Origin of the sequence: Amycolatopsis sp. NPDC101161, from assembly GCF_044768185.1 — a bacterium.
GTDB lineage: Bacteria > Actinomycetota > Actinomycetes > Mycobacteriales > Pseudonocardiaceae > Amycolatopsis.
Genome location: NZ_JBIWPI010000002.1, coordinates 1,716,642 through 1,736,233 on the forward strand (window position 1 = coordinate 1,716,642; position 19,592 = coordinate 1,736,233).

Annotated in this window: 23 protein-coding genes and 1 tRNA gene; 11 read left to right on the forward strand and 13 right to left on the reverse strand. The window is 70.3% G+C overall.

From position 1 onward, the window contains the following. The first annotated feature begins 76 nt into the window (after positions 1-76). Together ACIRSS_RS19475 and ACIRSS_RS19480 are read left to right on the forward strand one after the other, a co-directional pair. Positions 77-451, forward strand: coding sequence for a hypothetical protein (locus tag ACIRSS_RS19475; protein WP_400896600.1), 375 nt, complete (start codon positions 77-79; stop codon positions 449-451). Next, on the forward strand, positions 448-1,020 hold the full coding sequence (locus ACIRSS_RS19480; protein WP_400896602.1) for a hypothetical protein: 573 nt from the start codon (positions 448-450) through the stop codon (positions 1,018-1,020). The genes ACIRSS_RS19475 and ACIRSS_RS19480 overlap by 4 nt, the downstream gene beginning before the upstream one ends. Here ACIRSS_RS19480 and ACIRSS_RS19485 read toward each other — a convergent pair. Together ACIRSS_RS19485 and ACIRSS_RS19490 are read right to left on the reverse strand one after the other, a co-directional pair. After that, positions 1,013-1,780: an SDR family oxidoreductase gene (locus ACIRSS_RS19485; protein ID WP_400896604.1), complete on the reverse strand. Its 768-nt coding sequence runs from the start codon at positions 1,778-1,780 to the stop codon at positions 1,013-1,015. The genes ACIRSS_RS19480 and ACIRSS_RS19485 overlap by 8 nt on opposite strands. 64 nt (positions 1,781-1,844) lie before the next feature. Further along, positions 1,845-2,249 (reverse strand): hypothetical protein, encoded by a 405-nt coding sequence (locus tag ACIRSS_RS19490; RefSeq protein ID WP_400896606.1) that lies wholly within the window; start codon positions 2,247-2,249, stop codon positions 1,845-1,847. Positions 2,250-2,338: 89 nt separating this feature from the next. Between ACIRSS_RS19490 and ACIRSS_RS19495 the strand changes: the two genes are divergently transcribed. After that, positions 2,339-3,055 carry an NBR1-Ig-like domain-containing protein gene (locus ACIRSS_RS19495; RefSeq protein ID WP_400896608.1) on the forward strand — a complete coding sequence of 239 codons (717 nt, stop codon included), beginning with the start codon at positions 2,339-2,341 and terminating at the stop codon, positions 3,053-3,055. Between the two features lie 19 nt (positions 3,056-3,074). Here ACIRSS_RS19495 and ACIRSS_RS19500 read toward each other — a convergent pair. The 4 genes from ACIRSS_RS19500 to ACIRSS_RS19515 form a co-directional block, all read right to left on the reverse strand. Further along, positions 3,075-3,162: transfer RNA gene (locus ACIRSS_RS19500), tRNA-Ser, on the reverse strand. A gap of 33 nt (positions 3,163-3,195) precedes the next feature. After that, the gene (locus ACIRSS_RS19505; RefSeq protein ID WP_400896610.1) at positions 3,196-3,411 is read right to left on the reverse strand and encodes a CsbD family protein; all 216 of its coding nucleotides are present in this window, start codon (positions 3,409-3,411) and stop codon (positions 3,196-3,198) included. A 20-nt stretch (positions 3,412-3,431) separates the two neighbouring features. Next, positions 3,432-3,860 carry a nucleoside deaminase gene (locus ACIRSS_RS19510; RefSeq protein WP_400896612.1) on the reverse strand — a complete coding sequence of 143 codons (429 nt, stop codon included), beginning with the start codon at positions 3,858-3,860 and terminating at the stop codon, positions 3,432-3,434. 23 nt (positions 3,861-3,883) lie between these two features. After that, entirely contained in the window at positions 3,884-4,366 is a 483-nt protein-coding gene (locus ACIRSS_RS19515) for a tRNA adenosine deaminase-associated protein (protein ID WP_372671697.1), read from the reverse strand. 77 nt (positions 4,367-4,443) lie between these two features. Here ACIRSS_RS19515 and ACIRSS_RS19520 point away from each other — a divergent pair, with 77 nt between their 5' ends. Further along, positions 4,444-5,673: a M20 family metallopeptidase gene (locus tag ACIRSS_RS19520; protein ID WP_400896614.1), complete on the forward strand. Its 1,230-nt coding sequence runs from the start codon at positions 4,444-4,446 to the stop codon at positions 5,671-5,673. On the opposite strand, the gene ACIRSS_RS19525 is transcribed toward ACIRSS_RS19520, so the two are convergent. Continuing rightward, positions 5,670-7,616 carry a phosphocholine-specific phospholipase C gene (locus ACIRSS_RS19525; RefSeq protein ID WP_400896616.1) on the reverse strand — a complete coding sequence of 649 codons (1,947 nt, stop codon included), beginning with the start codon at positions 7,614-7,616 and terminating at the stop codon, positions 5,670-5,672. The two genes, ACIRSS_RS19520 and ACIRSS_RS19525, sit on opposite strands and share 4 nt — an antisense overlap. 73 nt (positions 7,617-7,689) lie before the next feature. Here ACIRSS_RS19525 and ACIRSS_RS19530 point away from each other — a divergent pair, with 73 nt between their 5' ends. The 3 genes from ACIRSS_RS19530 (at position 7,690) to thrS (ending at position 9,957) form a co-directional block, all read left to right on the forward strand. After that, positions 7,690-8,067: a VOC family protein gene (locus ACIRSS_RS19530; protein WP_400896618.1), complete on the forward strand. Its 378-nt coding sequence runs from the start codon at positions 7,690-7,692 to the stop codon at positions 8,065-8,067. 25 nt (positions 8,068-8,092) lie between these two features. Next, positions 8,093-8,566 (forward strand): heme-degrading domain-containing protein, encoded by a 474-nt coding sequence (locus tag ACIRSS_RS19535; protein WP_400896620.1) that lies wholly within the window; start codon positions 8,093-8,095, stop codon positions 8,564-8,566. A gap of 128 nt (positions 8,567-8,694) precedes the next feature. After that, positions 8,695-9,957 carry a threonine--tRNA ligase gene (gene thrS / locus ACIRSS_RS19540; protein ID WP_400896622.1) on the forward strand — a complete coding sequence of 421 codons (1,263 nt, stop codon included), beginning with the start codon at positions 8,695-8,697 and terminating at the stop codon, positions 9,955-9,957. On the opposite strand, the gene ACIRSS_RS19545 is transcribed toward thrS, so the two are convergent. The 5 genes from ACIRSS_RS19545 to ACIRSS_RS19565 all read right to left on the reverse strand — a co-directional run bounded on the left by ACIRSS_RS19545 (position 9,887) and on the right by ACIRSS_RS19565 (position 14,823). Beyond that, positions 9,887-10,729 (reverse strand): MerR family transcriptional regulator, encoded by an 843-nt coding sequence (locus ACIRSS_RS19545; RefSeq protein ID WP_400896624.1) that lies wholly within the window; start codon positions 10,727-10,729, stop codon positions 9,887-9,889. The two genes, thrS and ACIRSS_RS19545, sit on opposite strands and share 71 nt — an antisense overlap. A gap of 113 nt (positions 10,730-10,842) precedes the next feature. Beyond that, positions 10,843-11,670: an ABC transporter permease gene (locus ACIRSS_RS19550; RefSeq protein WP_400896626.1), complete on the reverse strand. Its 828-nt coding sequence runs from the start codon at positions 11,668-11,670 to the stop codon at positions 10,843-10,845. Further along, positions 11,667-12,560, reverse strand: a complete 894-nt coding sequence (locus tag ACIRSS_RS19555; protein ID WP_400896628.1) for an ABC transporter permease — start codon at positions 12,558-12,560, stop codon at positions 11,667-11,669. The genes ACIRSS_RS19550 and ACIRSS_RS19555 overlap by 4 nt, the downstream gene beginning before the upstream one ends. After that, positions 12,557-13,600, reverse strand: a complete 1,044-nt coding sequence (locus ACIRSS_RS19560) for an ABC transporter ATP-binding protein (RefSeq protein WP_400896630.1) — start codon at positions 13,598-13,600, stop codon at positions 12,557-12,559. Before ACIRSS_RS19560 ends, ACIRSS_RS19555 begins: the two co-directional genes overlap by 4 nt. Continuing rightward, positions 13,597-14,823, reverse strand: coding sequence for an extracellular solute-binding protein (locus ACIRSS_RS19565; RefSeq protein ID WP_400896632.1), 1,227 nt, complete (start codon positions 14,821-14,823; stop codon positions 13,597-13,599). Before ACIRSS_RS19565 ends, ACIRSS_RS19560 begins: the two co-directional genes overlap by 4 nt. Positions 14,824-14,885: 62 nt before the next feature. Between ACIRSS_RS19565 and ACIRSS_RS19570 the strand changes: the two genes are divergently transcribed. From ACIRSS_RS19570 to ACIRSS_RS19585, 4 genes are all read left to right on the forward strand, one after another. Next, positions 14,886-15,581, forward strand: coding sequence for a GntR family transcriptional regulator (locus ACIRSS_RS19570; protein ID WP_400897566.1), 696 nt, complete (start codon positions 14,886-14,888; stop codon positions 15,579-15,581). Further along, positions 15,578-16,483: a dihydrodipicolinate synthase family protein gene (locus ACIRSS_RS19575; protein ID WP_400896634.1), complete on the forward strand. Its 906-nt coding sequence runs from the start codon at positions 15,578-15,580 to the stop codon at positions 16,481-16,483. Before ACIRSS_RS19570 ends, ACIRSS_RS19575 begins: the two co-directional genes overlap by 4 nt. A gap of 475 nt (positions 16,484-16,958) precedes the next feature. Then, entirely contained in the window at positions 16,959-17,996 is a 1,038-nt protein-coding gene (locus ACIRSS_RS19580) for a fatty acid desaturase family protein (RefSeq protein ID WP_400896636.1), read from the forward strand. Next, complete coding sequence (locus ACIRSS_RS19585; RefSeq protein ID WP_400896638.1) at positions 17,993-18,175, forward strand: RGCVC family protein; 183 nt, start codon at positions 17,993-17,995, stop codon at positions 18,173-18,175. The genes ACIRSS_RS19580 and ACIRSS_RS19585 overlap by 4 nt, the downstream gene beginning before the upstream one ends. Positions 18,176-18,439: 264 nt before the next feature. Here the strand turns inward: ACIRSS_RS19585 and ACIRSS_RS19590 are convergent, their stop codons facing one another. Further along, entirely contained in the window at positions 18,440-19,402 is a 963-nt protein-coding gene (locus ACIRSS_RS19590; RefSeq protein WP_400896640.1) for an RNA polymerase subunit sigma-70, read from the reverse strand. Positions 19,403-19,592: the final 190 nt, after the last annotated feature.

A 19,592-nucleotide genomic window follows, 5' to 3' on the forward strand; every position in this document is an offset into this window, starting at 1 on the left:
GCGATGCGGGCGGCTCGGGGGCATGAGGCAAGATCTTCCACGATCGGGTGAGCGCCCTTGGACGACGGAGGTCCCCATGCCGGAAGGCAGAGGCTCGCGGATCGACAGTGCCGTCCCGGAGCTGCGCTCCGGGGCCGGGGGCTCCGCCACCCGGACCCCCGCAAAGAGGCCTGATCGGCTCCGCACTGCAGCCGACCTGCTGGACCAGGCGACGGCCGCCGACGACAAGGCAGCGGGGAGGTTCGCCGAGGCCCGCGTCGACTCGACGCCGTTCGGCATCTCGGCGCAGGCCCGCGAGCTGGCGGCCCGCTGGTCAGCGGCACTGGCGGCCCGCGAGGCGGACGCGCGCGTCCTCGGCGACGCGACGTCCGACCTGGCCGGCCGCCTGCGCATGGCGGCGGAGAGCACCCGTAGCACCGGCTTCCGCGGCCGCATCGCGGTGGCGCCGTGACGTCTCCGGTGTTCGAGCACCCGGCGTTGACGTCGGCGGCCGCTTCGCTGGCGTCGTTGCGCGAGGCAGCCGGCCGCATCGGCGCCCCGGACCCGGTAGCGGCCCTGCGCCACCTGGACTGCGCACCGACGTCGATCAGCACGTCCGCTTCGGCGGTCGACGCGGGCGCGTTGCTGGTGACGTCGGCATCGGCGGAGTTCCGAGCGGGCGTCGAGCACGCGGAGACGGGCGGCAGCGCGGAGACGTTCGGCATCTGGGCGGACACAGTGGACGGTCAGTACGGCGCCGCGGCCCGAGCAGCCGCGGCGACGGCGGCGCTGGGCGCCCGGATCGCCTCGGAGCTGGACGCATTGGCGGTCTCGACAGCGACGCAGGTGTGCGAGCTGGCCTCGGCGGCCGCCACATCGGTAACGGCAGTCCTGGCGGGCGACCGTTCGGCCGAGGTGGTGAGCACGGTCAGTTCGACCTGCACAGCGGTGCTCCGGACGGTGTCCGCGCAGGTCGCGTCGTTGTCCACATTGGCGGCGGAACTGGAGCCGCTGACGGCACCGGCGGTCGAGCTCAGCTGAACCGTTCCCGCGCCCATTCCTCGAAGGACCGCGCGGGGTGCCCGGTGACTCTCGGAACGTCGAGCGAGACGGGCTCCGGATCATCGACGAGCGAGGCCCAGTAAGGCAGGGCGCTCTTCGCGAATTCCTCGCCCAGTTGCGTTATCGCTTCCTGCTCGAGCTGTTCTTCCCAGCGGACGGGCTTTCCCATCGCTTGCCCGATGATCTTCACTTGGTCGGCCTGGGTCAGGGCTTCCGGTCCGGTCACGAGGTAGATCTGTTTCGCGTGGTCTTCGGTGAAGGCTTTGATCGCCATGTCGGCGACGTCTTTTTCGTGGACGAGGGAACGTTTGGCTTGTCCGTAAGGGGCTCGGACCTTGCCGCTTTCGGCTTGCTTGACCCAGCCGAGGGTGTTGGTGGCGAGTCCGGTGATGCGGAGGAAGGTCCAGTCATCGGTGACGTTTTTGACGGCGTCTTCGACATCACCCCAGAACCCGCCATCCTCGGCGGCCGCCGACGAGACGTAGACGATTTTCTTGTCTTTGAAGGGTTTTAGGGCTTTGTCGATTCCTTCGGAGGAGTAGAAGGGCCAGACGAGGTAGACGGCATCGACCCCTTCGGCGGCCTCGGCGTTGTCCCTGATGTCGCCTTGAACGACTTCTCCTCCGGCGGCTTTGGCCGGATCGCGGACGAGGACCCGGACATCGTCGCCCCGGTCGAGGAGTCCGCGGACGACGTGCCGGCCGGTGTTGCCGGTGGCCCCGGTGACGAGGACCTTCATGGTGTGCTCCCTGGTGATCGGTTCCGCCGACCACGGTCACACTTCAAGGGCTCTTCAAGTCAAGCTACTTAGCCGAGAGGATCAGCGCATAGCAGTTGTTCTGGTGCGCCGCGCCGCAGCAGGCGACCCGTTCGTCGAGCACGAAGCGACGGAAGGATTCGACCTGCTGAACCCAGATCCGCGGCAGCAAGTCCAATTCCGTCCCTGCCTTGTACGCCCGGTACCCGACGATCTGCTTCGGCCGGAAGCCCGCACGTCGCAGTGTCGACGGCGGCAGCCCGGCGGCGGGACCGTAGGGCTCTGCTGGGCGGTTCTTCCGCTTCTGCATTTCGAGGACGACCTGCCAAGCGAGGTTGTCCGCAGCTTCGATTTGGGGCAACGGCCCAAACCGGGAGTCCGCCCGTAGCTTGTTCAGAGCACGGACCAACCGCAGTGATCGACCGAGGTCGAAGTCGGAAGGGGTGGCCATCGGTTTCTCCCAGCGGTCGCGGCGAACGGGGAACAACACGCTAGGTCGGACGATTGCCGTTTGGCGAACCCCCAACCAGGGTTGTTTCCATGAGCCGCGAGAGCGCCCTGGAAACCCTGGGCGAGACCATGCGCCTTCTCAGGATCGCGAACGAGGTGACCCTGACCGCGGCCGCCCGCGCGGCCGGCGTCAGCAAGGGGCACCTCAGCAACGTCGAGCGTGGACGCGACGCTCCCAGCTGGGAGTTGGTCGCGTTCTACGAAGAAGCCTACGGCGGCGAGGGTCAGCTGTGGTCGGCGTACGTGGAGACCGTGGCCGGCCCGAGGAGACGCCCCCAGGCCCGCCGCGACCGGCCCGGTTACCCGCTCGACGGTGATGAGTCGACGTTCGTCGCCGACGTGACCGTTCCCGACGGAACTGTGATGCCGCCGGGGTTCAGGTTCGAAAAGGTGTGGCGGCTCCGCAACAGCGGCACTGTCCCGTGGTCAGGCCGTTTCCTCCGTCGGCTCGGCGCACCGGGCGGACTGGGCATTCCGAGCTCGCCTGTCCAGGTACGGATCGCCGACACGAACCCCGGTGAGACCGTCGACATCTTGGTTCCGCTGAAGGCGCACATCCTGCCGGGAACCGCTGAGGTGCACTGGAAGATGGTCGACGAAGACGGCTTCGAGTACTTTCCAGACCGCTATTACCAAGGCATCTTCACGACGATCGTGGTCGAAGCCGGAGCGTACCCACCGGATCTTCGCCGCCTCGTCGGCGGGCACTGCCCCGCAGACGACCAAACCCCCGGCCAGCTGGGCTGACCGGGGGTCCGAGTGAAAGCGGTGGCGGTGGGATTTGAACCCACGGACGGGGATTAGCCGTCACACGATTTCGAGTCGTGCTCCTTCGGCCGCTCGGACACGCCACCGCCGAGAACAATACCCGAGGGCCCGCCGCTGCCTCACGAGGGGTCGATACGGCGGCCCGACCGGAGCCTGACCTGCGCTTCCCGCACCGCGCGACCCGCTCGCACCCGGACGTCGTCGACCGCCGAGCGGAACTGGGCCGACCGCTTCTGCGCCCGGCCCGATGCCTCCAGACGGCGGTTGCCGGTCACCTCGCCGGCCTTCTCGCGAGCACTGCCCATTGCCTGCTGGATCTTGTGCTTCATCGTCATACCGGAGGAGTACCCAAAAATCAGCGACGCGTAGCGAAGTACGTCTCCAAGACGGCGGCGCACTCCTCGACCAGCACGCCGCCGTGGACCTCCGGGCGGTGGTTGAGACGGCGGTCACGCACGACGTCCCACAGCGACCCCACCGCGCCCGTCTTCGGCTCCCACGCCCCGAACACCAGCCGCGCGATGCGGGCGAGCACCAGCGCCCCCGCGCACATCGTGCACGGCTCCAGCGTCACCGCCAGCGTGCAGCCCTCCAGGCGCCAGCCGTCGCCGACTACGGCCGCCGCCGCGCGCAGCGCGAGGATCTCCGCGTGCGCCGTCGGGTCGCCCAGCTCGACGCGCGCGTTGCGCGCCGCCGCCAGGGGGACGCCGTCGGGGCCGAACACGACCGCCCCGATCGGCACGTCCGCGCCCGGAGCCCGCGCTGCCTCCAGCGCGGCCTCCACGGCCTCGGTGTCGGACAGCCGTCTCAGAGCTCGTCCAGGAGCTTGGCGAACTCGCTGCCGAACCCGCACCGCTGCGCGACCATCTGCAGCTGCTCGTCCGGGTAGAGGTCGACCTCGCCGACGATGACCTCCAGCTCCGGTCCCGGCAGCCCGAGGTCGGCGAGGATCGCCAGGTCGCCCTCGGGCCAGACGGAGTCGTCCTCCTCGTCCGGTGGATCGACGCGCAGGACGTCGAGGACGTCCGCCGCGATGTCGTAGTCCAGCGCCGCCGCCGCGTCCGAGAGCAGCAGCGAGGGCCCCCGTGGACTCGGGCGGACGATGACGAAGAACTCGTCGTCGACCGCCAGCAGCCCGAAGGACGCGCCGGTGGAACGTAGTTTGCCCAGTTCTGTGATCGCCGCGTCGAGCTCGGTCAACGCCCCCGGGTCGAGCGCGCTGCACCGCCATCGACCGTCTTCCCGGACCACGGCTACCGCGAAGCCCGTGACCGGCTCATCCACCGCCATGCGCACACCGTATTCCGCCGCTCGACCGAACGCACGCACGGTGCGCCCGAAGCGCCGCATGGGGCACTATCGGGACCATGACCGGCCCCACTGACCTGCCCACCCTGCCCGGCACGCCGTTCGCCGGCCTCCTCGACGACGCGCGGGCGCTGCAGGACCGCACGGTCGCGCTCCGGCGCGTCGTGCACCGCCACCCGGAGCAGGGACTCCGCCTGCCGCGTACCCAGGCGGCGATCCGGGAGGCCCTCGACGGCCTGCCGCTGGAGATCACCGAAGGCAAGGCCACGACGTCGCTGACAGCCGTCCTGCGCGGCGGGAAGCCCGGCCCGGCGGTGCTGCTGCGCGGCGACATGGACGCGCTGCCGCTGACCGAGGAGACCGGGCTCGACTTCGCGTCCGAGGACGAAGAGTCGATGCACGCGTGCGGGCACGACACGCACGTGGCGATGCTGGCGTCGGCGGCCCGGCTGCTCGCCGAGCGCAAGGATCAGCTGGCCGGCTCGGTCGTGTTCATGTTCCAGCCGGGCGAGGAGGGCCACCACGGCGCCCGCTTCATGATCCACGAAGGCGTGCTCGACGCCGCCGGGACGCGGGTCGAGCGCGCGTTCGGCGTGCACATCCTCGCCAACGCGCGCAGCGGGCTGCTGCAGGTGCGGCCGGGCCCGCTGATGGCGTCGGCGGACTCGTTCCACGTGCGCGTCACCGGCAAGGGCGGCCACGGCTCGGCGCCGCAGCACACGATCGACCCGGTGCCCGCCGCCGCCGCGATGGTCGGGGCGCTGCACACGATGATCACGCGCCGGGTCAGCGTGTTCGACCCCGCCGTGCTCTCGGTGACCCGGATCCAGGCCGGCACGACGACCAACATCATCCCGGAGACCGCCGAGCTCGAAGGCACGATCCGCACGCTGTCCGAGCAGACGCGCGCGCTGGTCCGCGCCGAGCTGCCCAAGGTGTGCGAGCAGGTCGGCGCGGCGTACGGCTGCCGCGTGGTCGCCGACGTCGAGCCGGGCTATCCAGTGACGGTGAACGACGACCGCGTCGCCGCCGAGGTCCTGCGGCTCGGCGCGGAGGTGCTGGGCCGGGACAACGTCGAGCTGCTCGCCGACCCGCTCATGGGCGCCGAGGACTTTTCCTATGTCCTGCAACGCGTCCAAGGCGCGTACGCGTTCCTCGGCGCCTGCCCGCCCGGCGTCGACCCCGCCGAAGCGGCCGCGAACCACTCCAACCGCGTGCTCTTCGACGAGGACGCGATGCCGAGCGGCGTCGCGATGCTCGCCGCGTTCGCGCTGGACGCCCTGCGCTAGGGACCGGTTCGCGAAGGGCGCCCATCCTCCAGGTGGCCGGCGAAGCGGCGGCGCCACCCCGGCGCCTCCAGCGTGAGGTCGTACCAGCCGTTCCGCGTCGGCACCGGGTAGTCGTGCGAAGCCCCCGGCGCGATCGTGACGTCGTTCAGCGCGACCGGCGCCGGACCGCTGTTGGTCACCGTGACGCGCAGCGCGGGCGCCGGTGTGAAGGCGACGGAGGCGTCGAGGCCCGCTTGGCCGGAGGCCTCGACGACGAAGCCGTTCGGGCCGTGGATGGCGATGTCGTACGACTCGGCGTACGCGACTTCGCCGGTCAGCTCGGTCTTCGGGCCGACGTCGAAGCGTTGTGACGCTCCGCCCGCGTGGTAGGCGTACGCAGCCAGCTGCAGCGTCTGCGTCCCGTGGTTGGCCAGGTGCAGGCTCAGTGCGCCCGGCCCGGCCGTGACCCAGGCGACCGGCTGGTACGGCAGCGGGCGCGCCTTCGCCGTGCCGGGGTCTTGCACCAGCGCGCCCGGCCCCAGCCCGGGCTTCGGGAGCCGGGGCTGCGTCCGATCGGCGGTGGCGCGCAACGCGTCCGCGTCCGGCAGCAGCGGGATGGTCGTGTCGTGCGTGCGGAAGTCGAAACAGCTGGTCAGGTCGCCGCAGATGGCCCGGCGCCAGGCCGAGATGTTCGGCTCGCGCACCCCGGTCCACGTCTCGAGGAAGCGCAGCACCGACGTGTGGTCGAAGACCTGCGAGTTCACCCAGCCGCCGCGGCTCCACGGCGAGACGACGGTCATCGGCACGCGCGGCCCCAGCCCGATCGGCAGCGGCGCGCCGGACGCCCCGCCCCTCTCGGGCCGGTGGCCCGGCAGGTACTCGCCCGGGGTCCCGGGTGGCGGCGTCGGCGGGACGACGTGGTCGAAGAAGCCGTCGTTCTCGTCGTAGTTGATGAAGACGACCGTCGACTCCCACAGCGAAGGGTTGTCCCACAACGCTTTCAGCATCCGCTGGACGTACGCGGCGCCGTCGACCGGGCGGGCGGCGGGGTGCTCGCAGTAGCCGTACGGCGCGACGACCCACGACACCGCGGGCAGCGTCCCCGCGGCGCAGTCGGCGAGGAACTCGGCCAGCACGTGGTCGAGCTCCTTGCCCTTCCCCGAGTCGGGCAGCAGCTTCGTGCGCAGGTTCGCGCGCTCGGCCAGCCGCTGCTTCACCGGGTCCATCGAGTACAGCGAGTCGTGGAAGTTCTGGAACAGCCACAGCGGGTTGTCGCCGAAGTCGCCGACGAAGTGCTCGGGGACGCCGCGCTCCTCGTCGTTCGCGTAGATCCGCCACGTGACCCCGGCGGACTCGAGCCGTTCGGGGTAGGTCGTCCAGCGGAACGACGGCTCGTAGTCCGGGAAGTTGTGCGTGACCGGGCCGCCGGCGACGCCGTCCGGGTCGATCGTGCCGGTCCAGTGGAACAGCCGGTTCGGCTGCGTCGGGCCCTGGATCGAGCAGAAGTAGTGGTCGCACAGCGTGAACGCGCTCGCCAGCGCGCGCTGGAACGGGATGTCTTCGCGCGTGAAGTACCCCATCGTCATGGGGCTCTTCGCGGCGACCCAGGCGTCGTACGCGCCGCCGTTCCACGCGCGGTGCGTGCTGTTCCAGTCGTGCGGCAGCTCGCCGAGGTCCTGGCCGTCCACAACGGACGTGTCGACCCGGAACGGCAGCACCGGCGCACCCTTGCCGCGCTGGCGGAAGACGTCCCGCAGGGCCGCGCGGTCGCCGAAGCCGCGTACGCCGGCCATGGTGCCGTAGTAGTGGTCGAACGACCGGTTCTCCTGCATCAGCACCACGACGTGGCGGACGTCCTCGATCGTCCCCTTCCGCGCCGGGGCGGCGCACGAGGCCGTCAGCGACCCGGCGACGGTGGCCGCGGCCGCGCCGCCGAGCACCGTGCGCCGCCGGATGCGGCTCATGCCTGCCTCCTCGCACGAGGTTTTCCCACGTCAGCGGACCGGGTACGGTCGCCGCCGAGAGAGAGGTGGAGCCATGCTCGCTTCAGCGGAACTGGTCGCCTTCGCACCGTCGACCGACCTGGAACGTTCGCGTGCCTTCTACACGGATGTCGCCGGGCTCGAGTTCATCGAGCAGACCCCCTTTGCGTGCGTGTTCCGCAGTGGCGCGACCATGCTGCGCGTCACCGCCGTGGCCGAGTTCACGCCCCAGCCGTTCACGGTGCTCGGCTGGGCGGTCGCCGACATCCGCGGCGCGGTGGCCGGCCTGCGCGACCGGGGCGTGGAGTTCCTCACGTTCGACACGCTGCCACAGGACACCGACAAAATCTGGACCACGCCCGGCGGGCGGATCGCGTGGTTCCACGACCCGGACGGCAACGTGCTGTCCCTGACCGAGTTCACTGGCAATTAAACAACACTGTTGATTTAATGGGTGGATGACCGAAGCCGATCGCCTCGCCCAGCTCGCTGACCAGGAAGAACGTCTCCAGTTCACCCAGTTCGACAACGAGACGGCGCTCGCTCTCGGCGCCCAGCTGCTGACCGCGGCGCGGGAGCGCGGGCTGCCGGTGACGGTCTCGGTCCGCCGCGGCGGCCAGCGCCTCTTCCACGCGGCCCTGCCCGGAACGTCCGCGGACAACGACGCGTGGATCGACCGCAAGAGCCGCGTGGTCGACCGCTACGGCCACAGCTCGTTCTACGTGGGTACGCAGTTCCGCGCGAAGGGCAGCTCGTTCGAGGCGGACTCCCGGCTGGACCCGGACGAGTACGCGGCCCACGGCGGGGTGTTCCCGGTGCTCGTCCGCGGCGTCGGACCGGTCGGGACGGTCGGCGTCTCCGGGCTCCCGCAGGCCGACGACCACGCGTTCGTCGTCGAGCAGCTGGAGCTGTTCCTGGCTCCGCGAAAATGACTGGCGAGCGCGGCTACTGTTGAAAACATGAAGCGCGCAGCGAACACGACGACGCCGGAGAGTGTCCCGGCGCGCTGATCCATGTTCGCGAAAAGCCCGGGGCGGTCGCCCCGGGCTTTCGTCTTGTGGTGCTCCGCCTCGCCGTCCACGAGGAGTCCACAATGCACGACCACCGCAAGCTCGGCCGCGAGCTCGGCCTGTTCGGCACCGACCCGCTCATCGGCGCCGGCCTGCCCTACTGGCTGCCCGACGGCGCCATCGTCCGCCACAGCCTGGAGGAGTACGTCCGCGGTCTCGAACGCCGCGCGGGGTACCGGCACGTCAATTCCCCCGTCCTCGGCAAACGGGAGCTGTACGAGATCTCCGGCCACTGGTCGCTCTACCGCGACGACATGTACCCGCCGATGGACGTCGGCGGCGAGCAGCTCGTGCTGCGGCCGAGCCTCTGCCCGCACCACGCGCTGATCTACCGTTCCCGCGGCCGCAGCTACCGCGAGCTGCCGCTGCGCATCGCCGAAATCGGCGGGATGTACCGCAGCGAGCTTTCCGGTGTGCTCGGCGGGTTGAGCCGCGTGCGCGCGATCCAGCTCAACGACGCGCACATCTTCTGCACCCCCGACCAGGTCGAAGCCGAGGCGGCCGCCGCGCTGGCCCTGATCCGGCAGGCGTACGAAGCCCTCGGCATCAGCCCGGCCCGCTACCGGCTTTCCCTGCCCGGCGCCGGCGGGAAGTACGTCCCCGGGAACTGGGAGCACGCCGTGGGCATCCTGCGTTCGGTCCTCGACGGCCTCCCGTACGACGCGGTCGAGGGCGAAGCGGCCTTCTACGGCCCCAAGATCGACGTCCAGGTCATCGACAGCGCGGGACGCGAGTCGACCCTGTCCACCGTGCAGATCGACTTCCACATGCCCGAGCAGTTCGGCCTCGAGTACGTGGGCGCGGACGCCGCGAAGCACCGGCCGGTCATGGTGCACCGCAGCATCATCGGCAGCGTCGAACGCGCGGTGGCGCAGCTCCTCGAAGTGCACGGCGGCGCCTTCCCGGCCTGGCTGTCGCCGGTGCAGCTGCGGTTGCTGCCGCTGTCCGCCGACGAACTCCCCTACGCGCAGTCGCTTTTGGACAGTTGCGACGACCTGCGAGTCGAGGTCGCCTCCGAAGGCAGCCTCGGCGCGCGGATCCGGGACGGCCGGCTGGTGCCTTTCCAGGCCGTGATCGGACCGCGGGAGGCCGCCGCCGGGCAGCTTTCCCTGCGGTTGCGCGACGGACGCCGAGTGGACGCCCAACCGGTCGAGGACGCGCTGGCATCGATCCTGGAGGCGGTCAGGCCGCCATGGCCTCGGCCAGCCAGTCGAAGGCGGGAGCCAGGCTTTCCGGTGCCGCCCAGCCGTTGATCACCCCCAATAGCTGCATATAGCGCTCGCGGCGCGGATCGTTGGCGACGCCGAGCCATTCCCGGAGCTCATCGGGATCGCGTCCCAACCCGTCGACGATCGCCTTCGCCGCCGGGGACTTCGGCACGATCCCGGTCACGACGGCCGGGGTGACGGCGGCCCGCACCTCGGCCGCCAGGTCACGACGCAACCCGGCTTCATGACGGTCCGCGAACCGGCGCAGGTTCGCGCGGAACTCCGTGTCCCGCATCAGCACAGCCAGCTCGAGCCACGCCTCGGCCTGCTCGGGGGTGGGGTCCTCGGGCAGGTCCGGGGTCAGGGTCCGGGCGATCCCCGCCAGCTCGGGACGATCACCCAACGCGTCGGCGAGGAAGTCGCCGATCAGGCACTGCCGCTCCACTTCGGACAGCAGGGCCCGTTGGTGCGAGAGACCCGCTTCCCCGGGGCACGAGCCACGGTCCGCCACCGCGTTCAGCACGTCCCTTCGCCGGCGCAGCACGCCGATCTGCACCTCCACCGCGGCGGCGTGCTCCGCCGCCACCTCCGCGACGGTGGTCTCGCCGTCGATCACCCGCCGGATCGTGGCGAGGTCGACACCGAGGTCGCGGAGGACCCGGATGACGTCGAGCCGGGCGAGCGCGGCGTCGTCGTAACGGCGCTGGCCCGCGGTGTTGCGCCCGGACGGCGGCACGAGGCCGCGATCCGAGTAGAACCGGACAGCCTTGACGGTCAGCCCGGTCCGGTGGGCGAGTTCGCCGATCGAATACCGCATGCCGCAAGCGTGGCAGCTCCCCTCGGGGGAGGCGCAAGACCTGCGAGTTCGCTCGATCGTGTCGATCATGCGTTCGATTTTCCGCGATAGAGTCGAACGCATGAGCGAACGAGCTAGGTCTCCTCCCGGATCCGGGTGACGAGCTGGGTCGGGTTCACGAACCGCAACGCGACGAGGAGGAGCACGAGCATGGAGGCGGTGTAGATGGTCGCCATGGCGTCGACCGACTGGTTGGCCCGGATGCCCGCGGCGAACACGGAGTTGTAGAGCGCCACGACGAGGGTCGTCGAGTCCGGGCCGGCGGTGAGGAACGTCAGCTCGAACATGCCGACCGTCCGGACCAGCACGAGGATCGAGGCGGCCAGGATCCCCGGCAGCAGCAGCGGGCCGAGGATCCGGGTGAACACCGAGACCGTGCGCGCGCCGGACATGCGCGCGGCGGCTTCGATCTTCGGGTCGATCTGCTCGATGAACGGCGTCATGGTCAGCACGACGAACGGCACCGACGGCACCAGGTTGGCGAGGATGACGCCGGTGATCGTGCCGGCGAGGTGGAACTTGTAGAGCACGGTGGCCAGCGGGATGCCGTAGGTGATGGGAGGGATCAGGATCGGCAGCACGAACAGCAGCATCACCAGGCGCTTGCCGGGGAACGAGCGGCGGGCCAGCGCGTAGGCGGCCGGGACGCCGACCGCCACCGACACGGCGATCACCACCAAGGCGACGATCGCCGTGGTGAGGAGGACGTCGGACAGGCCGAACTCGCGCCAGGCGTCGGCGTACCAGTGGGTGGTGAAGCCGTCCGGGAGCCGGGTGCCGAACCACTGCTTGCCGAACGAGTCGACGACGACCGAGAGCACGACGCCGGCGAGGTTGACGAAGAAGAACGCGACGATGGTCCAGACGACCCAACGTCCGGGACGCGCGACCCAACCGGTCATCCCTTGCCTCCGGTCGCTCCGCGGAACAGCGTGCCGCGCCACGCCATGACCAGGCCGATCACGATCAGCATGACCACCGCCATGAGCATCGCGACGGCCGAGCCCATCGAGTAGTCGTACTCCTCGAAGGCGGCGTGGTAGGCGGCGATCGAGATGACGCGGGTCTCGTTCGCGGGGTCGCCGACGAGCTGCGCGCTCGGGAAGACCGAAAACGCCATGACGAACGAAAGGCAGAAGGTGATCGCCAGGCCGGGAGCCAGCAGGGGCAGCGTGATCCGACGGAAGCGCTGGACTCCGTTGGCGCCGAGCGTCGCGGCCGCCTTCTCCAGCGAGGGGTCGATGCCCGAGAGGTAGGACAACGTCAGCAGGAAGGAGAACGGGAAGCCGGTGATCACCAGGGACAGCAGCACGCCGGTGTAGTTGTGGATCAGCGGGAGCGGCTCGTCGGTGATGCCGAGAACGGTGAGCACCTTGTTCAGCCAGCCCGCCGGACCGCCGTACATGATCAGGCCCTGCGCGGTGAGCACCGTGCCGAGCGTGATCGGCACGACGAGGATCGTGGTCAGGAGGCGCTTGCCGCGGACGCGGCCGCGCATCACGTACGCGATCGGGATGCTGGCGAGCACGTTGATGAACGTCGCGGGCAGCGCGATGCCGAGCGTCGTCCAGATGGTGTCGCGAAGGTAGGGGTCGCCGAAGAAGCGCGCGTAGTTGGCGAAGACGCCACCCTGGCGCGGGGCGAAGGACAACTGGAGGCCGTAGAGGAAGGGGTACAGGAACAGGCAGGCGGTGACCAGCAGGCCGGGCACCAGGAGGAGCAGGGTGCGGTCGATGCCGCGTTCGGCCAGGCGGTGGCGCAGTGCCGGGCGGGCACTCGCGACGGCCGTCATGGCTCGAACACCAGGACGCGTTCGGCCGGGACGCCGATCCGCGTGGTGTCGCCGGGGGCGAGGCGCTTGTCGGTCCGGAAGTACACCGGCACGCCGCTCTCGAGGCGGGCCGAGACCGACAGCTCGCGGCCGTGGTACTCGACGATCTCGACGGTGACGTCGAGGGCGTTCTCCGCGCCGTCGCCGACGATGAAGTCCTCCGGGCGGATCGCCACCTCGGCCGGACCCTCGGTGAGCGAGCCGCGGCCGGTCAGGCGGACTCCCGCGCCTTCCACAGTGACCGAAGCGCCGGCGGTTCCGGTGACCGTCACGTCCAGGAGGTTGCGGTAGCCCATGAAGGACGCGACGTAGCTGTTGACCGGTTGGGCGTACACCTCCTCGGGGGTGCCGATCTGCTGCACCGCGCCTTCGCGCAGCACCACCAGGCGGTCGGCCAGCGAGAGGGCCTCCTCCTGGTCGTGGGTGACGTACACCGTGGTCAGGCCGAGCGTCTGGTGGAGGCGGCGGATCTCCATCCGCATCTCGAGGCGGAGCTTGGCGTCCAGGTTGGACAGTGGCTCGTCCATCAGGACCACCGGTGGCTCGAGCACCACGGCCCGGGCGATGGCGACGCGCTGCTGCTGTCCGCCGGACAGCTGCGCGGGGAACTTCGCCGCGTGGTCGGCAAGCTGGACCAGGCGCAAGGCCTCATCCACGCGCCGGCGGGCGTCGGCCCGGCCTACCTTGCGCATCTTGAGGCCGAAGCCGACGTTGGCGCGGACCGACATGTGCGGGAACAGCGCGTAGTTCTGGAACACCATCCCGAACCCGCGCTGCTCCGGGGGCTGCCCGTCGATGCGGGTGTCGTCGAGCCAGATGCTGCCGCCCGTCAGGGGCAGCAGGCCGGCCAGGCAGTTCAGCGCGGTCGACTTGCCGCAGCCGGACGGCCCGAGCAGGGCCACGAACTCGCCGCGGGCGATGGCGAGGTCGAGGCCGCTCAGGGCGTTCGCGGTGCCGAAGCTGCGCGAGACGCCGTCCAGCCGCAGCTGCGCGAACGTCACTTCTTGCCGACCTTCGAGCCGCCGACCAGCTGGTTCCACTTGTCGAACGCCTTCACCTGCTGCTCGGCCGGCAGCGAGGTCTCCTTGGGGTACTGCGCGATCCACTGCTCGTACTCCGGGCGCCCGAACTGCTTGATCGTGTCCTGGCTCTTCTGCGGCGCCATCTGCAGGGTGACGTCCTTGACCGCCGGGCCGGGGTAGAAGTAGCCGTCGTCGTAAGCGATCGCCTGCTGGTCGGGCTTGAGCATCCACGCGATCAGCTGCAGGATCGCCGACTCCTGGTCGGGCGAGAGACCCTTGGGGATCAGGGCGTACTGGGCGTCGGTGACCCAGTGCATCGGCTGCATGATCGCGGTCTTGACCGTGTTGGGCACCGTGCCGAGCTTGCGCGGGTTGATGTCCCAGCCGGTCGTCGACATGATCATGTCCACCGAGCCGGACGCCAGGTTCTTCATGGTCTCCGTGGTCCCGGAGGGGTAGTACTTCACGTACTTGCCCAGCTCCTGCAGGAACGCCCAGGTCTTGTCCCAGCCCTTGTCCGGGTCCTTCGGGTCCTTGTCACCGAGCAGGTACGGCAGGCCCATCAGGAACGTCCGGCCCGGGCCGGAGTTCGACGGCTGCGCGTACTGGAACTTCTCCGGGTGCGCCTTGGCCCAGTCGAGCAGCTCCTGCGGGGACGCGGGCGCGGCAGGCACCGCGCCGGGGTTGAACTCCAGCAGCGGGCCGGACGGGTAGTAGACGACCTCGACGCCGTAGCCGTTGGCCAGCTCCTGCATCTTCGCCGCGGGCTCGAGGTAGTTCTGCATGAGGTTCGGGAACCGGCTCGAGAAGTCCGGGAGGACCTTTGCCAGGGTGCCGTTCGCGATGCCGGCGGACAGGCCGTCCGTGCCGCTGAGAACCAGGTGCGTCTGGGCGACGCCGCCGTCCTGCTCGGCCTTCAGCTTGCCCGCCATGCTCGGCGCGGGCGCCGTCGAGTACGTGACTTTCGAGAGCACTTCCGGGTGCGCGGCCTTGAAGTTCTCGATCATCTGCTTGGTGAGCTGCAGGTTGCCCGCGACGTCGAGGATGTTCAGGTCGACGGGCTTGCTCGGTTTGTCCGGCACGGCCGAGGGATCCGCCGCCTGGCCGCCGCCCCCGCCGGGCGCGCCACAGGCCGCCAGGCTGGCGGCGAGGCTCGCCGCCAGCAGCACTCGTCGGAATCGGAAGCCGGTGCGACGCTGCATGGCTGCTCCCTGGGTCCATGATAATGTTGTATGTCGCATCGTATATCAGATCGGACATGCCAGTGGCGAGCACTTCTTCGGCCAGGAGGCCGCCGCCGCCCGTCTCGCGGACGGATTTCGTGCGCGACGCGATCAAAGAAGCGATCTTGAGCGGCGAGTTCGGGCCGGGCGAAACGCTCGTCGAGGCCGAGGTGGGCGCCCTGCTCGGGGTGTCGAAGACGCCGGTGCGCGAAGCGCTGCGGATCCTCGCCGGTTCCGGTTTGGTCACGATGAGCACGTACAAGGGGGCCTCGGTCCGGGTCATGGACGCCGAGAGCGCGTACGCGGTGTACGACTTGCGCGCGCTTCTCGAGCCCGAAGCCGTCCGACGCGCTGTCGAGCGCGGGGCGGACTTCGCCGACGCGCGGCAGGTGCTGGCCGCCGTCGAGACCGGCGCGGACGCCGCCGACCGCGCGAAAGCGAGCCTGACCAACCGGTTGTTCCACCGCGCGCTCTACGCCGGGTGCGGGAACCCGCTGCTGGTCGACGTCCTCGACAGCCTGCGCGACCAGGCCGCGCTGATCACCGTCACCGGCTGGGGCTTCAGCCCGACGTGGCAGGGCGAGGCGGCCGAGCACCGGTCGATCCTGGCCGCCGCCGAGAGCGGGAACGCCCGGCAGGCCGAACACCTGCTGCGCCGGCACATCACGGATTTCCTCGACCGGGTCGCCCTCGGGCTGCCGGGTGAGCACAGCACCGAGACGAAGGGAACCCGATGACGTTCGAGCAGCAGAGGCGGCGGCTGTCCGGGGTCGTGGCCATCCCGGTCACGCCGTTCGACGCCGAGGGCGCCGTCGACGGGCAGACGTACGCGAAACTCGTCGACCGGCTGGTCACCGGCGGCATCGAGGTCGTGACGCCGAACGGGAACACCGGCGAGTTCTACGCGCTGGACGCGGCGGAAGCCCGGCAGTGCCTGGAGGTCACCGTCGAAGCCGTGGCGGGCCGGGCCAGTGTGCTCGCCGGCATCGGTCACGACGTCACCTCGGCGACGCGGGCCGCCGCGCACGCGCGGGACGCCGGCGCCGACATGATCATGATCCACCAGCCCGTGCACCCGTACGTCTCCGGCGACGGCTGGGTCGACTACCACGCCGCGATCGCGTCCGCGGTGCCCGAACTCGGTGTGGTGCTCTACGTCCGCAACCCGGCGATCGCCGGCGACCAGCTGCGGGCGCTGGGCGAGGCCGCGCCGAACGTCATCGGCGTCAAGTACGCCGTGCCCGACCCGGTGCGGTTCGGTTCGGTCGCGCGGGACGCCGGCTTCGAGCGGTTCGTGTGGATCGCGGGACTGGCCGAGCTCTCGGCGCCCGGCTACTTCGCCGTCGGGGCGACCGGGTTCACGTCGGGCCTGGTGAACGTCGACCCGGCGATCTCGCTGGAGATGTTCCGCGCACTGTCCACAGGGGACTATCCGGCGGCGATGGCGGTGTGGGAGCGGATCCGGCCGTTCGAGGAGCTGCGCGCCGCGAACGGGAACGCGAACAACGTCAGCGTGGTCAAGGACGCGCTCGGCCAGCTCGGCCTCTGCCGCCCCGACGTCCGGCCGCCGAGCCGGCTGCTGACGGGGGCCGAACGCGAACGGCTCTTCGGACTGCTTTCGTCCTGGGGGCTTTCGTGAAGGTGGCGGCTCGTCGGCACGCCGGAGCGCGGTGACGCCGAAGTCCGGCTCGCCGACGAGCCACCTGATGACCGGAGTCGTGCCGGAAAAAACGAGCTGTAGCAACCCAATTGGGCGCCTCGGGCGTCGCTCTGCGCGACTACGGGCGGCTGCTCGCCGGCCGATCGGCCGACACGGTTGCGTACGAGCGGGTTCGGACCCGGACTCGGCTCCTGTCCTCCGGCCGGAGCTGCCCGGCCGGAAAGTTTCGGGTGTGTGGTAAGTCACCTTTCATCCCGATGTGGCTGACTGTACACCTCTTCGGCAGGCCGTGGGGAATTGCCATGGAGGCGGCGGGATGGGAGGCTGAGCACAGGACGCGGTGCCCACCGCGACCAGGCCCCAGTGCCCTTTTCCCGGACCGGACCCGGACCCCGTCGGGGCCGGAAACCGTTGCTGGACAAGCCTTTGAGACTTAGCCAGAGCGGTGACGCCGATGACTTCCACCCAGGTTCCGGACACCCCCGCCACGGCCGGCAGCGACTTCGCCGAGCTGTCCCGGCTGATCAAGGACGCGGGACTCCTCCGCCGGCGCCGGCGGTACTACGCGGTGCGCATCGGGCTCAACCTCGCCGCGTTCGGCGGCGGCTGGGTCGCGTTCGCCTACCTCGGCGACTCGTGGTGGCAGCTGTTCCTCGCGGCCTTCTTCGCGATGATGTTCGCGCAGCTGTCGTTCATCGGCCACGACGCCGGGCACAAGCAGATCTTCCGCAGCCGTCGGGCGAACGACGCCACCGGCTTCGTCCACGGTGGACTGACCGGGCTGAGCTACGGCTGGTGGATCGGCACGCACGCGCGCCACCACGCCAACCCCAACCACGAGGACGAGGACCCGGACGTCGACATCGCCGCGCTCGCGTTCAGCAAGGCGCAGAGCGCGCAGAAGCGCGGTTTCCTGCGCTGGGTGGCGAAGTACCAGGCGTTCCTGTTCTTCCCGCTGCTGCTGCTCGAAGGCCTGAACCTGCACGTATCGAGCGTGAAAGCGTTGCTGCGCAAGGACATCCGGCGCCGCAAGCTGGAGTCGGCGCTGCTGATCGCGCACCTCGTGGCGTACCTCGCCGCGGTGTTCATCGTGCTGTCGCCGCTGACCGGGATCATCTTCATCCTGGTGCACCAGTTCCTGTGGGGCCTGTACATGGGCTGCTCGTTCGCGCCCAACCACAAGGGCATGGAGATGCTCGCGACCGGGCACAAGCTCGACTTCTTGCGCAAGCAGGTCCTGACTTCGCGCAACATCCGCGGCGGCCGGGTCGTCGACTTCGCGCTCGGCGGGCTGAACTACCAGATCGAGCACCACCTGTTCCCGAGCATGGCCCGGCCGAACCTCAAGCACGCACAGGTGATCGTCCGCGAGTTCTGCGAGCGGCACGGGATTTCGTACGCCCAGTGCGGCTGGGCGCGCTCGTACGGGTACGTGCTCCAGCACCTCCACGACGCGAGCGAACCGCTGCGGAAGCCGCGGGTGGCGGCATGACGGCCCCGGTGCCCGACGCGCCTGAGACGTCGCGATCCGGCACGCGCTGCCCGAGCTGCCCCCACCCGCTCGGCACGCACGACGCGATCGCCCGCCGCTACTGCGCGGCAACCGAGGCCGGCCACGGAACCGACCGCGGCTGCGTCTGCGGCACGGTGGCGGACCACAAGACGGACTGACCGCGCTGCTCAGGGGACGTGGCTGCGCGTGCGGCTTGGGACGGCAGAAGCACTCCCGGCCGCACGCGGCAAGCCGCGGCGCCGCCGGCAGCACGGTCAGTAGGCGCGCCCACCGGTGTGCCTCCTCGGCAAGCCGCGCCGCCGCCGGCAGCACGGCGGGCGGGCACCGGTCCTGTCTCCTCGGCAGGCCGCGGCGCTGCCGGCAGCACGGCGGGTGGGCACGCGCCCGCCTCCTCGGCAGGCCGCGACGCCTGACCGTTCCCGCTACACCTGCAGCACCGCCGGCAGGCCGAACGCCCCGAACACCGCCGGCACGAACGTCGTCACCTCGGCCACCCGCCCGTCGGCGATCCGCAGCGCGTTGAGCCCGAACGCCCGGAACTCGCCGTCGAAGCGCAGGTATGTCGCTACCGCCGGGCCGCCGTTCGCCTGGACCGGCACCATCCGCAGCTCCATCGACCGCGGCCCGTGCAGGACCGGCGCCCAGCCTTCGAGAACCGTGTTCAGGCCGCTGTACCAAGTCGGCTCGGGGCCGTCGTGGCCGCCCGCTCCCGGCTGGTGGCTGCACCGGATGTCCTCGCTGAGCACCGCCGCGATCGCCGCGTCGTCCGCCGTCGTCAACGCGGAGATGTACCGCGCGACCACTTCGCGCTCTTCGCTGCTCGAAGACGCACGCCACTCCGTACGCCGCGAAGGCAGCTGCTCCTTCAACTCCGCCCGCGCCCGCTGAAGCGAGCTACTCACCGAAGCCGGGGTTGTCGACAACGCCGTCGCTGTCTCCTTCGCCGACCAGCCGACGACGTCGCGAAGGATGAGCACCGCGCGTTGCCGCGGCGAGAGGTACTGGACGGCCGCGAGGAACGCCAGCTCCACCGTCTCCCGCGAGATAGCGGCTTCGAGGAGATCGTCCGGCGCCGGCTGCAGCCATGGCACGGCCGCCGCGGGACGGGGCGCCAGGTGCGAACCCGACGCGGTCGGCAAGTCGACAATGGGGACCACTCGCGGCGACCGCTCCAGGAAGTCCAGGCACGCGTTGGTCGCGATCTTGTACAGCCAAGCCCGCACGCTCGCCCGTCCGGCGTACCCCGCACGCCCGCGCCAAGCGCGCAGGAACGTCTCCTGCACCAGGTCCTCGGCCTCGTCGAGCGAGCCCAGGAACCGGTAGCAGTGCACCCGCAGCTCCCGCCGGTGCTGCTCGGTCAGCTCGGCGAACTCCGTCTCGTCCATCGTGTCGGTAACCATGCCCGGTGTGACGCCATCCGGCGCGAAGATTCAGCTCTTCGCAGGTCAACCGGGGTGTGGCCGAAGTTACTCGCGCGTTAACAACACGTCAGCGGCCGAGGGAAACCCGTCAGGACCGCATTCACGGGTGAGCACCGGCAGCCCGAAGAGCGGTGTCCTGACCGAGTCCGATCCG

Coding starts and splice junctions, on each gene's coding strand:
- ACIRSS_RS19565 (WP_400896632.1), bottom strand. CDS start 14,823: ATGCAGCGTCGCACCGGCTTCCGATTCCGACGAGTGCTGCTGGCGGCG.
- ACIRSS_RS19545 (WP_400896624.1), bottom strand. CDS start 10,729: ATGCGGTATTCGATCGGCGAACTCGCCCACCGGACCGGGCTGACCGTC.
- ACIRSS_RS19490 (WP_400896606.1), bottom strand. CDS start 2,249: ATGGCCACCCCTTCCGACTTCGACCTCGGTCGATCACTGCGGTTGGTC.
- ACIRSS_RS19495 (WP_400896608.1), top strand. CDS start 2,339: ATGAGCCGCGAGAGCGCCCTGGAAACCCTGGGCGAGACCATGCGCCTT.
- ACIRSS_RS19575 (WP_400896634.1), top strand. CDS start 15,578: ATGACGTTCGAGCAGCAGAGGCGGCGGCTGTCCGGGGTCGTGGCCATC.
- ACIRSS_RS19585 (WP_400896638.1), top strand. CDS start 17,993: ATGACGGCCCCGGTGCCCGACGCGCCTGAGACGTCGCGATCCGGCACG.
- ACIRSS_RS19520 (WP_400896614.1), top strand. CDS start 4,444: ATGACCGGCCCCACTGACCTGCCCACCCTGCCCGGCACGCCGTTCGCC.
- ACIRSS_RS19535 (WP_400896620.1), top strand. CDS start 8,093: ATGACCGAAGCCGATCGCCTCGCCCAGCTCGCTGACCAGGAAGAACGT.
- ACIRSS_RS19550 (WP_400896626.1), bottom strand. CDS start 11,670: ATGACCGGTTGGGTCGCGCGTCCCGGACGTTGGGTCGTCTGGACCATC.
- ACIRSS_RS19475 (WP_400896600.1), top strand. CDS start 77: ATGCCGGAAGGCAGAGGCTCGCGGATCGACAGTGCCGTCCCGGAGCTG.
- ACIRSS_RS19555 (WP_400896628.1), bottom strand. CDS start 12,560: ATGACGGCCGTCGCGAGTGCCCGCCCGGCACTGCGCCACCGCCTGGCC.
- ACIRSS_RS19525 (WP_400896616.1), bottom strand. CDS start 7,616: ATGAGCCGCATCCGGCGGCGCACGGTGCTCGGCGGCGCGGCCGCGGCC.
- ACIRSS_RS19530 (WP_400896618.1), top strand. CDS start 7,690: ATGCTCGCTTCAGCGGAACTGGTCGCCTTCGCACCGTCGACCGACCTG.
- ACIRSS_RS19590 (WP_400896640.1), bottom strand. CDS start 19,402: ATGGACGAGACGGAGTTCGCCGAGCTGACCGAGCAGCACCGGCGGGAG.
- ACIRSS_RS19515 (WP_372671697.1), bottom strand. CDS start 4,366: ATGGCGGTGGATGAGCCGGTCACGGGCTTCGCGGTAGCCGTGGTCCGG.
- ACIRSS_RS19580 (WP_400896636.1), top strand. CDS start 16,959: ATGACTTCCACCCAGGTTCCGGACACCCCCGCCACGGCCGGCAGCGAC.
- ACIRSS_RS19485 (WP_400896604.1), bottom strand. CDS start 1,780: ATGAAGGTCCTCGTCACCGGGGCCACCGGCAACACCGGCCGGCACGTC.
- ACIRSS_RS19505 (WP_400896610.1), bottom strand. CDS start 3,411: ATGACGATGAAGCACAAGATCCAGCAGGCAATGGGCAGTGCTCGCGAG.